The sequence below is a fragment of the Flavobacterium degerlachei genome, from assembly GCF_900106645.1.
GTDB classification, from domain to species: Bacteria; Bacteroidota; Bacteroidia; order Flavobacteriales; family Flavobacteriaceae; genus Flavobacterium; species Flavobacterium degerlachei.
This window is the reverse complement of sequence record NZ_FNMV01000004.1, coordinates 213,612-228,757: the sequence shown is the minus strand read 5'-3', so window position 1 is coordinate 228,757 and position 15,146 is coordinate 213,612. Positions and strand designations below refer to the sequence as shown.

The window sequence follows — 15,146 nt, the reverse complement described above, 5'->3', positions numbered from 1 at the left end:
GTTTTTTTTTAGAAATTTATTTTCTCTTACATTCTTTCAGGAACATTGATTCCTAAAAGTTTAAAAGAAGAAGCGATAGTATCAGCTACTTTTTTAGATAATTGAACCCTGAATATTTTATCATTTTCAACTTCTGAACCTAATATAGGAACAGTTTGATAGAATGAATTGTACTCGCGAACTAAATCATAGGTATAATTTGCCAAAAGTGCAGGACTATGGTTTTGAGCCGCATTCTGTATTACCTCTGGAAATAACTCTAATTGCTTCAATAGCTCTTTCTCTTTTTCGTGTAACGTAAGCATTTCTGATTTAGCTGAGAAATCAAAATTAGCTTTACGTATTATCGATTGAATTCGGGCATAAGTGTATTGTATGAAAGGCCCCGTATTTCCTGCAAAATCTACCGACTCTTCAGGATTGAAAAGGATTCGTTTTTTAGGATCTACTTTCAAAATATAATATTTTAAAGCTCCTAGACCTATCGTATTGTATAATTTTGCTTTTTCTTCAGCAGAATAAGTATCTAATTTCCCTAAATCTTCTGCGATTTTTTGTGCCGTTTCCGTCATTTCCTGCATCAAATCATCTGCATCGACAACCGTTCCTTCACGGCTTTTCATTTTTCCAGAAGGTAAATCTACCATTCCGTATGATAAATGAAACAAGTTTTTAGACCAATCAAAACCAAGTTTTTTCAGAATTAAAAACAAAACTTTAAAGTGATAATCTTGTTCGTTACCCACTGTATAAACCATTCCGCCCACATCTGGATAATCTTTCACACGCTGAATGACAGTACCAATATCTTGCGTCATGTAAACCGCAGTCCCATCAGAACGTAATACAATTTTACGATCCAATCCTTCGTCAGTCAAATCAATCCAAACAGAACCGTCAGGATCTTTTTCGAAAATACCTTTTTCAAGTCCAATTTTAACTACATCTTTCCCTAGCAAATAGGTATTGCTTTCATAGTAATAACAATCAAAATCAACCCCTAGATTTTTATAAGAAATGGCAAAACCATCATAAACCCATTGATTCATTTTTTTCCAAAGGGAAATCACTTCTTCATCACCCGCTTCCCATTTTAAAAGCATCTCTTGTGCTTCTAAAATAATTGGCGCTTGCTTTTTAGCTTCCTCCTCAGTTTTGCCTTCGCTCATTAATTGAGCTATCTCTGCTTTATAGGCTTTATCAAAAGCCACATAATAATTACCAACTAATTTATCTCCTTTTAATCCAGTTGATTCTGGAGTTTCTCCATTTCCAAATTTCTGCCAAGCCAGCATTGATTTACAAATATGAATTCCCCTATCGTTTATGATTTGAGTTTTATATACTTTTTTACCCGATGCTTTGATAATCTCCGCTACCGAATAACCCAAAAGATTATTACGTACGTGACCTAAATGCAGTGGTTTATTAGTGTTTGGAGAAGAGTATTCCACCATCACCGCTTTATCATCAGGGTTTGGTGTAACAAAACCAAATTGTAGGTCTTCTCTAATTTCATTGAAGAAATTTAAATAGTACTCGTCTGAAATCACAATATTTAAGAAACCAGAAACTACATTGAATCTAGCAACTTCCGCTACGTTTTCAACCAGATAGTTCCCTATTTTATTACCTAATTCTACGGGATTACTTTTTACTACTTTCAGTAAAGGAAAAATAACCATCGTAATATCCCCCTCAAATTCCTTCCGAGTGGACTGAAATTCAACTTTGTCAATAGCTATATCAAATAAGGCCTGGACAGCTTTTTCAATTGATGGGGTAAGAATTTGGGATAATGTCATTTTGTAAAGGTTTTAAGCGTGCAAAGATAATTCTAATTCCTTAAAATGAATACAAAAAAAAATCTAATCGTTTTTAAATGACAAAACAAACAAATACACTATTTTTACTATATTGAAAATTAAGTAGTTACAAAAACAAGCGAATATTAAAATATTCATTTTATAAATGTTATTTTTGTTTAACACATAAAATCTATACACATGAAAAAGATCTTTATTTTTGGAATGTTGATCGTTTTTTTCTCGTCTTTTTCCCAATCTATAACTGTCAATACAACTCTATATACCACAGATGAACTTGTTAATGATATATTGATTAATTCACCATGTGTAAATACATCTAATATAAATTTTAAATCAGGTTCACAATTTGGTTCAACAAATAGTATTGGCTATTTTAAAAATACCAATACTAATTTCCCATTTACTAGTGGTGTCGTACTATCTACAGGTGATGTGAGCAAAACGCCTGCACCTAACAGTACGATTTTAAGTGACGGAAATAACTCCTGGACAGGGGACGCCGATTTAGAAAACATTCTTTTATCACAATCTGGAATTTCTATCAATTCTATAAATGCAACTTATATCGAATTTGATTTTCAACCCAAAACACCCAACTTTGATTTTTCTTTCTTATTTGCTTCAGAAGAATACGGCACTTCACAATGTAATTTTTCAGATGCATTTGCCTTTTTATTAAAAGATGTCACAGCCGGGGGAGCGAATATCAATATTGCAGTTATTCCCAGTACTAATATTCCCGTGTCTGTAGAAACGATTAGAGATGCTACTTATAATTCCAATTGCCCATCAGCAAATCCAAATTATTTTGGAGCATACAACACCAGCGGTTTTGGTCCGGCAATCAATTTTAACGGTCAAACAGTAAAAATGATAGCTTCGGCAGCAGGACTGGATATCACGCACACTTACCGAATCAAATTAGTAATTGCAGACGGTGGTAATGATACAGCCTACGACTCAGCCATATTTTTAGAGGCAAATAGTTTTAATATCGGGCAAGATGTCTTAGGATTAGATTACAGCGTTTCTAATAATAGCGCTATTTGTCCATTCCAAAGTTTACCCATATTAACTGCAGCGGGCTTAAGTCCAGGGACTACTTTTGAATGGAAAAAAGAAGGAAATGCCTTTTCGCCCGCACAAACAGGATCTTCACTAGACTTAAATACCCTTTTACCACTCATTAGCTCAGGGACTCATACTTACAGTGTGACTTATATTGAACCTGGTTGCGGCGCAGTGACCGATGAAATCGAGATTAAGATATATCCTGAAATTGGGGTCATGACAACTGTGCCTCCCATTTTTGCTTGTGCAACTGGAGCACCAACCTATGATTTTGATTTAGGAAAAAACACAACAATTCTATTAGCAGGAAAAAATCAGACTACCACAACTACCGGAGCTTTAGATGACTTGGCCCCAGAGACAATAATAACCTACCATCTCAACAATGCAGATGCTGTTGCAAATGCGAATGTAATTTCGACTCCCCATACCATTTCAACAGCGGAAAACGGAAAAACTATTTATGCTAGAATTCAAAACCCTGTTACTAGCTGTTTTGAAATCCGTACTTTCCAATTACAAATTGTTAATAGCCCCATAATTGCGAGCACCCCCAGCAACATCACTTTATGTGCTCTAAGTGCATCCGAAAATCCACCAAAAGCCGATTTCAACCTGAAAACGACAATAACTTCAATTCTAGGTTCACAAGACACTTCATATAATATCCTAACTTTCCATACAACCCTGGCAGGCGCAAATACTAACACTGCTGTTTTAGCTATAAAGACTAACAATTTTTTATTATCTCCGAGTCGAACCATATGGGTCCGAATTCAAAACATTTCTAACCCCAGCTGCTTCATTACAGTGAGCATGGAACTAATTGTGACGCCTTTGCCACAAGTAGATATTCTAGAAGAAGTATTTGTTTGTGATTCCTACACTTTGCCCGTCTTGACCAAAACAGGGGCGCAATATTATACTAGTACAAACGGGACGGGTACAGAATTATTTGCTGGCGACATTATTAATTCGACTACGACGATCTATGTTTATAATCAATCAGGAGGCTGCGCAAATCAATCCCCATTTAAAATCACTATTGCTGACTTAAATGCGATAACTCATCCCTCAGCTTCATATTGTTCGCAATACAAACTTCCTTCTTTGCCATATGCAAAGTACTACACTCAAAGTGGTGGTCCTAATACTGCTGGAAATATTCAACTGCCTGCTGGAACGACAATAAATACGGCGGGCCCAAACACAATATACATTTGGTTTGAAGACGCTACTATAAGCCCACCTTGCATACAGGAGCGTAATTTTACCATAACTATAATTCCCTTTACGCCATTACCTAATTACGCAGATCAATTTGCCTGTAGTTCTTACACTTTACCCATTGATCCAAATGGAGCTACTTATTATTCAGGGACTAACAAGGGATTACCAATTCTTCCTGCTGGTACTATTATTACAACTAACACCACCATATTTACCTACAAAGAAACAGCAACAGCACCAGTAAACTGTTCTTCAGAAAAAAAGTTTACAGTTTATATAGATCTCGCAAATATTACTCCTCCAACAGACATTAATTCCTGCTCTGCTTACAAACTTCCTGCCTTACACGTAGGACAATACCGCACTGCAGCAGCAGGTGGCGGAACTGTAGTTCCTGCAAACACAATAATAAATACTACCACAACTTTGTGGTTTTATGTTCCCGGAGAAAGCTGTACAGATAACTTAGAGTTTACCATTACCGTAAACATTGCTCCCTTGCCGTTATTTGAAGACACTCCAACCTTATGTGATGTTTATTTCCTCCCGGCAGTTGCGCATAGCGGAGATTATTTTACTGGTCCTTTAGGAACTGGAACGAAAAGAGATGTTGGCTATCCTGTAACGAAAACCCAAACTATGTATTTTTACGACAAGTCGGCTGTAGGTACTTGTTATGTTGAAGACAGCTTTTTGATTACGATCAATCCTTCACCAGCAATTGATGCAAGACCTATAGAGGTTATAAAATGTGGCGATAATTTTGTTTTAGATAATTTAACCAATGGTGAATATTATGAGTTTTCGGGAGGTCCCTCTAGTATAAATCCTGCTCTACTTCCTGGTTCTTTAATTACAGAATCAAAAACAATATACGTATACGCTGCTGCTACAGCTCCAAATACTTGTGTAAGAGAATACAGCATAGACGTATTCGTAACCAAAGTCAACCCTATTGAAGATCAGTTTAGTTGCGATTCCTATAACCTACTGCCGATAGTGGGACTCGGCGATTATTACACTGCACCTGGAGGACCCAATGGTAGTGGAGTAAAATTATCTGCTCCTTATCCACCTCTAACAAGCACTACAACTTTATATGTTTATGCAGAAGACAATAGCAGAGTTTCATGTTCTGCTGAAGATGCTTTCACTGTAACAATATATAACACACCAGTTGTACTTGCCTATGCTCCCATATTAAGATGTGATTCATATACCTTACCAGCTTTTCTTGCCCCTGTGAGCAAATACTATACTCAAGCAGGTGGTCCAAGTACAACCAATATAGAAAAATTTCCAGGTGATTTGATAACTACTTCATCAACCATATATGCTTACGCAGAAGCTGGAACAGCTATCACAAAAGTATGTTATGATGAAAAACCTATAGAAATCACAATCACACCAAAGCCAGACCCTATTATTACTAGCTCTCCTATTTGTCATGATTTTAGCACAGGAATCTTCACTAATTCCTACAATACAACTAACTATACAGCTCCTCAATATGCCTTTGAGTGGAAGTCTGAAGATGGAACTCTGGTAGGAGTTGCTAATGATTTTTCTACGAACATCCCAGGGAACTATACTTTGACTGTAACTGATCTCTCCATAATTGGTTGTTCATCAGATCCTGCTCCATTTACAGTTCTTGAAATATTTCCTCCCTCATCAATAACATATACTACTGAGGGATGGTTTTCTGACAATCAAACCATAATCGTAAATGCAGTGCCAACCGCAGGAGATAGAAGTAACTTTCTATACTCCCTAGACGGGAACGCGCCACAAGTGAGTAATACATTCACAAATGTAAGCTCTGGTAATCACGAAATAAGTGTTACAGACATAAACGGTTGCGGATCGACAAATCCAATTACTTTCAAACTTATATATGCGCCTAAGTTTTTTACTCCAAATGGCGATGGTTTTAATGACACTTGGAATGTTACAGAACTGCCAAATCAAGAAAATCTAAAACTTTATATTTACGATAGGTATGGCAAACTACTAAAGCAACTCTTTCCACAAGGTGCTGGTTGGGACGGAACATACAATGGTTACCCACTACCCGCAGACGATTATTGGTTTTATATATCTTACGTTGAAAGTGGAGTTGCAAAAGAGCATCGGTTTCACTTTTCTTTAAAAAGATAATGCTTTTAATATTCTTCAATCCAAGACTTTCCTTACCGAAAGTCTTTTTTTTAGATAAAAAACAGAAAAAAATGTAACAAATGGGTACGCTGATAGTCTATTAGATATCTTTTAATACATTATTTATTAAAAACAGTACTATGTTATACATACTATTGAAATAAAAAGAATACCTTTGCATCATCAATCAAATGTTTAATCAAAAATCACAATCATGAAAATCAAATTAATTTTAATCTGTTTATTCGGAACACTACTTTCGATGCAGGCGCAAACATCGGTAAAATCAGTACCCTTAGAAAGTCCAGGAAGTGTAACAGGAAAAGTCGTAGACAAAACAACTAATGAGCCTCTTCCCTATGTAAATGTCATTGTAAAAGAAGCAAACAAATTCATTACTGGAGGAATAACTTCTGACAAAGGAATTTTTTATATCAAAAATCTAGATTTAAAAAATTATACTGTTGAAATACAGTTTATGGGTTACAAAACCGTAACACGATCCATTACATTGTCTGCTGACAATAAAAATGCCGACTTAAAGACTCTTGCTATTGAAGAAGATGCAATACAACTTAAAGGCGTTGATATTATTAGTGAAAAGTCGACAATCGAACAAAAAATTGACAGAAAGATTATCAATGTTGGAAAAGATTTAATTTCTACTGGCGCAACAGCTGGGGAAATCATGAACAACATCCCGTCAGTTAGTGTTGATCCGCAAACAAACTCCATCAGTTTAAGAGGAAATTCAAACGTGCGCGTTTTAATTGACGGTAAGCCTTCAAATATTGACGCTTCCCAATTATTACAACAAATACCTTCCTCTTCAATCAAACAGATTGAGTTAATCACTAATCCTTCTGCAAAATACAACCCTGAAGGAATGAGCGGTATTATTAATATTGTTTTAAACAAAAACAGTAAAATTGGTTTCAACGGTAGCATTAACAATGGGGTTACCTTTGGAAAAACACCAAAATTAAATTCATCATTTGATTTAAATTACAGAAGCGGGAAATTTAATTTCTACGGGAATTATGGTTTAAACACAGGAAAACAAGCTAATAATGGATTTATAAAAAGTGAAGAGCTTAATAGAGAAAACACCCAAATCTTCACATTTAACAACAATAACACTTCCCATTTAGCAAAAGTAGGATTCGATTTTAATATTAATGATAATAACACATTGTCATTCTATACCAACCAAAGTTTTTTTAAAGGAAATGGCAAGGCAAGTACAGATGTAGATTACACAAACAATTCGACGAATACAGATCTACTGCAACTATTCGAAAATAAAAACGACGATCGTTCACAAACTTACAATTTCGATTATAAGATAAAGTTCAAAAAAGAAGGAAGTAGTTTAGAATTAGAAATGAATTACAATAAAAATGACGGTCCTGAAAATGCGATTTATACTAATTACAACAGAGATACAGGAGCAATAAATAGCACTTTTACAAATGATGTTGAAACTATTGGTGAAAACACAATTATCAATCTTGATTATGTAAATCCACTAACTGAAACTATAAAGTTAGAATTGGGATTAGAACATAGAAACGAAACAACAGATAACAGTTTACTTAGAGATAGTAACCCAAATTCAAATTTTAGTTACGATAGAAAAATTTCCTCAGCCTACGCCACTTTAGGAAAGCAATGGAAAAAATGGAGTTTTCAAGCTGGAGCGCGCCTAGAACAATACAATATTGAAGCTCAATTTAAAGAAGTATCTAAGGCTGACGGGACTTTTAAAGATGATTTATTAAACGTCTATCCTTCAACTTTCTTGACTTATAACCCTAGTGACAAAAACTCATTTAACCTAAGTTTCTCACGAAGAGTAGACAGACCAAGCATTGGACAAGTAAATCCAATTAGAGAATGGAGTACTGCGACATTAGATTCTCAAGGAAATCCAGATCTTATTCCGCAATTTACTAATTCGTACGAAATAAATTATACTAGAAAAACCAAAATAGGATCTATCACTTCAGGTATTTTTTATAGAAGAATTGAAGACGAAATCACTAGAGTTATCTTTACAAATCCTGAGAATCCAAGCAAACAAATCTTATCTTTTGACAACTTCAACGACAACGAAGCTTATGGAATTGAAGTTTCAGGTAATTTAGATTTCAGAAAATGGTGGAGCGCTAACGTAAGTGTAGATGCTTATCAGAAAAAAGTAAAAGGAACGATAGAAAGTTCGCCAGGAATTTACGAATTTGTTGAAGTTAACGCGAATACGTTTAATGCTCGTATAAATAATACTTTCAAAGCCACAAAAGACCTTCGTTTCCAATTATTTGGTATGTATAGAGGGCGTGATTTGAGCTTGCAATTCAACAGAGAAGCAATGTGGAAAATGGATGTTGGAACTAGCTACAACGTCTTAAAAGGAAGCGGAACAATTAGTGCACGCTTCAGTGATATTTTTAATTCGATGCATTTTGCTTTTGAAGGTGACCGTCCTTACAAATCAAACGGACAGTTCAACTGGGAGAGTCAATCCGTATATCTAGGATTCAATTACCGTTTTGGAAGTGGAAAAAACAAAGCCATCCAAAGAAAACAAAGAGATAAAAATGAAACCCAAGGCGGCGGTGGACTTTTATAAGATTTAGTTTTAATAATTTGTTACCAAAAAAAAACCGGAGTATGCCAACTCCGGTTTTTTTATATAAAATAATAAGCTTATTTCTTAACTATAAAAGGAATGATTTTACCATTTAATTATGGCGCTTCCCCAAGTGAATCCACTACCAAAAGCAGCTAAAACAACTGTATCTCCTTTTTTAATCTTACCTAATTCCCAAGCCTCAGTTAAAGCAATCGGAATAGATGCTGCCGTAGTATTTCCGTATTTCTGGATGTTATTATAAACCTGATCGTCACTCAAACCAAATTTCTTTTGGATAAACTGAGAAATCCTCAAATTAGCTTGGTGTGGAATCAGCATGTCAATATCTGACACTTGTAATTCATTAGCTTCTAGCCCTTCATTTATCACTTCTGCAAAACGAACTACTGCATTTTTAAATACAAATTGTCCGTTCATATAAGGAAAATAACTTTCGTCATTAGGATCATTATCCGCAAGAATGTCAGTTACCCAACGACCTCCCATTCCTGGTGCTTTTACGATCAATTCTTCGGCATGTTGTCCTTCAGAATGTAAGTGTGTAGAAAGAATTCCTTTTGATAAATCTTCCTCCCTACTTAAAACAGCCGCTCCCGCTCCATCACCAAAAATAACAGAAACTCCGCGTCCGCGAGAAGTCATATCCAAACCAGCTGAATGCACTTCAGAACCAATCACCAAAACATTTTTGTACATTCCGGTTTTAATATATTGATCCGCAACCGACAAAGCATATATAAAACCAGAACATTGATTTCTGACATCTAATGCACCTACAGTTCTCAACCCTAAATCACGTTGTACTAAAACTCCAGGGCCAGGAAAATAATAATCAGGACTTAGTGTGGCAAAAACCACAAAGTCAATATCTTCTTTAGCAACACCTGAACGTTCAATCGCGATTTCAGCAGCTTTCACTCCCATTGACGTTGTTGTATCTTCTCCTGGTATAATGTGTCTTCGTTCCTGAATTCCTGTTCTTTCTTGAATCCACTCGTCATTTGTATCAATAATTTTAGATAAATCGTCATTTGTGACAACATTTGAAGGAACATAATATCCTAATCCCGCTATTTTTGAATGGTACATATTGTTATATTATTAAAATAAGTTGGCAAATTTAAGCATACTTTAAAATTCTGGTTGACAAATTACTATTTTTTATCGATTTAAAAACCATATCTATTTAGAAAAGTTTACTCCTAATTTTAAATACAATCTACTAAGTTTATTTTCCTAATTTTAATCCCGATTCCATTTAGTCACATAATAGTACAAAAAAAAAATATCTTCGGCTGTAACAAGGCAATACTTTGTAAGACAAATACAATTATTATTATCAAAAAAAATAACCATGAAATTAAAAATCAACCTACTCTTTTTCCTTTGTTTTGGGCTAAGTGCCATTGCACAAGAGAACCTAAGCTATCAAAAACCTTCCAAATCAATTTTAGATTTGGCTGATTATGAGAGAGCTCCTTCAGTATCTATGGATACAAAAAAAGAATACATGCTATTAAGCTATAGGAATACCTATAAAACATTAGACGATTTAAATCAAGAGGAATTACGATTAGGAGGTTTGAGAATCAACCCAATTACCAATATCTCAAGCACAGTAACTTACGTTAATAATATCAAAATACGCAAAATAAAAGGTACAACTGAGAATCAAGTAAGTGGCTTGCCTACTAATCCTCGCATTAGCAATATTAGTTGGTCACCAAATGAAAAAAAAATTGCGTTCTCCCACACTACAAATACTGGTGTAGAACTTTGGGTTGTTGATGTTGCTACATCTAAAGCTTCAAAGTTGACAGAGGCAACTGTAAATGCCAACCTTGGCAACCCATTTAGCTGGTTCAATGATAATGAAAGCATATTAGTTAAAATGTTACCTAAGAATAGAGCTGCTTTATTAGATGCTAAAAAAGATTTACCATTAGGTCCAATTATTTCGAATGCTGATGGTTCAAAATCACAAAACAGAACGTATCAGGATTTATTGAAAAACAAAACTGATGAAACTAATTTTGAAAACATTATTACTGCAGAGTTATTTAAAGTAAACATCAACGGTACAGCAACCTTATTTAAAAGCGCTGATATGTATGCAGGAGAAGATTTCTCTCCAGATGGAAACTACTTAATGATTTCTACTATTCAAAAACCATTTTCTTATATCGTACCATTAAATCGTTTTCCATCGAAAACGGTTGTTTATGATAAAAACGGTACTGCTGTAAAAACAGTTAATGAAGTTCCTTTATTCGAAATCATGCCAAAAGGTTTTATGGCTGTTCGTACTGGGAAAAGAAGTATGAACTGGAGAAATGACAAAGCTGCTACTTTGTATTTTACAGAAGCTCTAGACGAAGGTAATCCTGAAAATAAAGTAGATTTTAGAGATGAAGTTTCACAATGGAATGCACCCTTCGACACTGCTCCTATTTCAACATTGAAAACGAAGCAACGCTATGGTGGTGTTATTTGGGGAAATGATAATACAGCAATTGCTTTTGACCAATGGTATGACACTAGAAACACAAAAACGTATCTATTCAATCCATCTGACGCAAGTCAAGCTCCAAAAGTAATTTCAGACAGAAATTCTCAAGACATCTATTCAGATCCTGGAAATTTTGAAACAATCAAAAACCAATATGGGAAACGAGTATTAGCTATTGAGAATAACAATTTGTTTTTAATGGGTGATGGATTTACTAAAAATGGACAATTCCCATTTATTGATGAGTTTAGCTTAAAATCATTAAAATCAAACCGTCTTTATACGTCTACTTACACTGATAAAAAAGAAGATTTATTATCGATAGAAGACTTCAAAAAAGGAGAAGTTTTGGTACAAATACAATCTAAAAGTGACTATCCAAATTACTATTTCAGAAACATCAAGCACAAAAATAAGCTAACGCCAATTACCAACTTCCAAAACCCATTTGAAAGCATCAAAAATGTGAGCAAAGAGGTTATTAAATACAAAAGAAAAGATGGAGTAGAATTATCTGGAACTTTGTATTTACCTGCGGGTTATAACAAGGCTAAAAAAGAAAAACTACCCTTATTAATCTGGGCGTATCCATCAGAATTTAAAGACAAGAATTCAGCAGGGCAAAGCGATCAAAACCCAAATAGTTTTACATTTCCTTATTATGGTTCATTTGTCTATTGGGTAACTAAAGGATATGTGGTTTTAGATGATGCTTCTTTTCCTATTATTGGAGAGGGTAAAACAGAACCAAATGACAATTTTATCACTCAATTAGTAGACAATGCTGAAGCGGCGATTAATGCAGTAGATGCATTAGGATATATCAACAAGGAAAAAGTAGCTATAGGTGGACATTCTTACGGTGCCTTTATGGTTGCTAACTTATTGACACATTCTAAACTTTTTGCCTGCGGAATTGCAAGAAGTGGAGCGTACAACAGAACTTTAACTCCATTTGGTTTTCAGTCAGAACAACGTAATTACTGGGAAGTCCCAGAGGTTTACAATACAATGTCGCCATTTATGAATGCTGACAAAATGAAAACACCATTATTACTAGTTCATGGTGAGGCTGATAATAACCCAGGTACTTTCACATTACAAACGGAACGTTATTTTCAAGCTTTAAAAGGATTAGGAGGACCTGCAAGAATGGTGATTTTACCAAAAGAATCACACGGTTATGCTGCCAAAGAAAATATTTTACACCTATTATGGGAACAAGATCAATTCTTAGAAAAATATTTAAAGAACTAAGTTCACTTTAAACTTAAAAAAAAAACCCCGAAATTCAATAAATTTCGGGGTTTTACTTTTTATTAGGCTATCATCAGCGTCACTTCCTGATTCAGTTCTAGCGGAGTATCATGCTCAAAGAAAATTACTTTTCGGTCAAAAACGGCCTTAATTAAATAATGACTCCCTTTAAAATACGATTGTTTTACAACCACGTTCATTAAACCATTATCGACTACTTTCAGTTGATGCGGATATAATAGTACTATTTCATCTTCTTCATCAACAGCAACTAATTGAGACAACTTTAACTCATTAACTTCGCCAAAAAGTGAGGCTACATATTTATTCACTGGATTTTCATACAAGTTTTGCGAGCTGGCTTTATCAATGACGCGTCCATTTTGCAAAACAAGTGTTTCATCAGCAAATGACAATGCATCCGTACTATCATGAGTAGCTATAATAACAGTTACTTCTTTTGCTTTTAAGTAGCTAAACAAATTACGACGAAGCGCATTTTTCCTAAAATTATCGATATGACTGAAAGGTTCATCCAGCAAAAGAATTTCTGGCTCTAGCGCTAAAACTCTTGCAAGTGCAACTCTTTGCTGTTGACCGCCACTCAAATACTTCGCTTTGGTATCAGCGTATTCCGTCATTTCAACAATTTCTAAAAGCTCTTGTACCCGCTCTTTTTTCTTTTCAGGAAAAACATTAGAAAGAAATTTACCTACATTTTCAGCAACGGTTGTATAAGGCATCAGATCAAAATCTTGGGATAAATACTTGACGAAAGACATACCGGGAACCAAATTATATTTTGGCCCCAACACTTCCGTATCATTCCATACAATATTCCCTTCATCTAAATCATACAAACCGTAAATTAATTTTAGAAGCGTGCTTTTTCCGCAACCGCTTTCACCAATTACTGCAATATTTTGAGCTTTTTCTATTGTGAAATTTATATTATGAAGTACAGGCTTTTCGGTATAACCGAATGAGATATTTTGAACTTGAAGCATTTTATTATAATGATATTTTGAGGCTACAAAGATAGTTGTCTTAGACAAAAATACTTCGTTGAAATTAAAATTTAATTAAAAAAAGAAAGCCGTTTCGTTATAATAACGAAACGGCTTTCTTTCTATATAAACGAACTAAAGTCTTAGTTCCCTGCTTCCGTTTTAGCATCTTCCCTCATTTTATCATTTGCTGTAATAGCAAACTCAACACGACGGTTTTGGCTTCTTCCTTCTACTGTTTCGTTTGATGCAATTGGATCGGCTATACCTAAACCAGTTACATTAAATCTGCTTGAAGCTACTCCTTTACTTACTAAATAACTTCTAACTGAAGCTGCTCTTTGTCCAGATAACTTTAAGTTAAAATCTGCAGGACCAGTACTATCAGTATATCCAAATATTGTAATATCAGTGTCTGGATATTCAGCAAACACAGGAACTAATTTATCTAAATTCGCTTTAGCAGTAGCTGTCAAAGTTGATTTGTTAGTATCAAAACGTACTGCATTTTCATTTAGTACTAATTGAATCCCTTCACCTACACGTTTTACCTCAGCTCCTGGAAGAACTTCATCAATTTGTCTGGCTTGTTTATCCATTTTGTTACCAATAACTCCACCAGCAACACCACCAACTACTCCACCTAGTACAGCACCCATAGCACCATTACCACCTTTTCCAACATTGTTTCCAAGAATTGCACCAATTACAGCTCCACTCGCTGCTCCAATTCCAGCTCCTCTTTGTGTGTTATTAGTATTTTTTAAAGCTTCACAACTTGTAAAAAGTGTTCCAATTGACATAACTACAGCCAATGTTAGTATAGAAAATTTTTTCATAATTATTTTATTTTTAATATTTAATATTAGTTAGCTCTTTGAAATTGATAAACTACATCAATACTTTTACCAGCAACGTCACTTCCTTTATCAATCAATTGGAAAGAATCATCAGCTTGATTTGCAATATGCAAAATATAACCTGCTCTTACTCTTTTTGCTTTTTCACCTGCGTCTAAAACTTTTAAGATAAATTCACCATCTGTATTGATAAACCAAGTTATTGGAGAACTAAATGCTGGACAATCAAAATTTGTCAAAGCCATATTCCCTTTATTATTATTTGAAACAAATTTCCATGTGCTTCCTTCAAAACATTTTGAATCAGCAATGTCAAAAGAATTTACTTTGATATATTGTGATCCTGGATAAGTAACTGAAGTTAATACCCAGTTTCCTTTTACTGCAACTTGAGCACTTTTATCTAGTTTCTTTCCTGTTACTGAACTAGTCTTACATGAGAATAGCATTAATGCTAAAGCTGTTAAAAAAAATATTTTTTTCATTGTTCTATAGTTTTATTATTAAACTTATACAAAGATACAAAGGTATATGACGGCTACACTTTCAAAATTCCACTATTTTGTT

Annotated in this window: 8 protein-coding genes; 3 read left to right on the top strand and 5 right to left on the bottom strand. The window is 34.6% G+C overall.

The genetic code is table 11. The features are described from left to right. Window positions 1-26: 26 nt before the first annotated feature. Window positions 27-1,805 carry an arginine--tRNA ligase gene (gene argS, locus BLV91_RS05990; protein WP_091430722.1) on the bottom strand — a complete coding sequence of 593 codons (1,779 nt, stop codon included), beginning with the start codon at window positions 1,803-1,805 and terminating at the stop codon, window positions 27-29. 201 nt (window positions 1,806-2,006) lie between these two features. Here argS and BLV91_RS05985 point away from each other — a divergent pair, with 201 nt between their 5' ends. Next, the gene (locus BLV91_RS05985) at window positions 2,007-6,290 is read left to right on the top strand and encodes a T9SS type B sorting domain-containing protein (protein WP_091430720.1); all 4,284 of its coding nucleotides are present in this window, start codon (window positions 2,007-2,009) and stop codon (window positions 6,288-6,290) included. Window positions 6,291-6,504: 214 nt separating this feature from the next. Then, complete coding sequence (locus BLV91_RS05980) at window positions 6,505-8,922, top strand: TonB-dependent receptor (RefSeq protein WP_091430718.1); 2,418 nt, start codon at window positions 6,505-6,507, stop codon at window positions 8,920-8,922. Between the two features lie 105 nt (window positions 8,923-9,027). Here the strand turns inward: BLV91_RS05980 and BLV91_RS05975 are convergent, their stop codons facing one another. Beyond that, window positions 9,028-10,035 carry a 3-oxoacyl-ACP synthase III family protein gene (locus BLV91_RS05975; protein WP_091430716.1) on the bottom strand — a complete coding sequence of 336 codons (1,008 nt, stop codon included), beginning with the start codon at window positions 10,033-10,035 and terminating at the stop codon, window positions 9,028-9,030. 265 nt (window positions 10,036-10,300) lie between these two features. Here BLV91_RS05975 and BLV91_RS05970 point away from each other — a divergent pair, with 265 nt between their 5' ends. Then, window positions 10,301-12,712: a S9 family peptidase gene (locus tag BLV91_RS05970; RefSeq protein ID WP_091430713.1), complete on the top strand. Its 2,412-nt coding sequence runs from the start codon at window positions 10,301-10,303 to the stop codon at window positions 12,710-12,712. A gap of 62 nt (window positions 12,713-12,774) precedes the next feature. Here the strand turns inward: BLV91_RS05970 and BLV91_RS05965 are convergent, their stop codons facing one another. From BLV91_RS05965 to BLV91_RS05955, 3 genes are all read right to left on the bottom strand, one after another. Then, a complete protein-coding gene (locus BLV91_RS05965) occupies window positions 12,775-13,719 on the bottom strand; it encodes an ABC transporter ATP-binding protein (protein ID WP_091430711.1) in 945 nt (314 codons plus the stop codon). Between the two features lie 143 nt (window positions 13,720-13,862). Then, window positions 13,863-14,558: a YiaD family glycine zipper/OmpA-like lipoprotein gene (locus tag BLV91_RS05960; RefSeq protein WP_091430709.1), complete on the bottom strand. Its 696-nt coding sequence runs from the start codon at window positions 14,556-14,558 to the stop codon at window positions 13,863-13,865. A gap of 26 nt (window positions 14,559-14,584) precedes the next feature. Further along, window positions 14,585-15,064 carry a lipocalin family protein gene (locus BLV91_RS05955; protein WP_091430706.1) on the bottom strand — a complete coding sequence of 160 codons (480 nt, stop codon included), beginning with the start codon at window positions 15,062-15,064 and terminating at the stop codon, window positions 14,585-14,587. Window positions 15,065-15,146 lie beyond the last annotated feature (82 nt).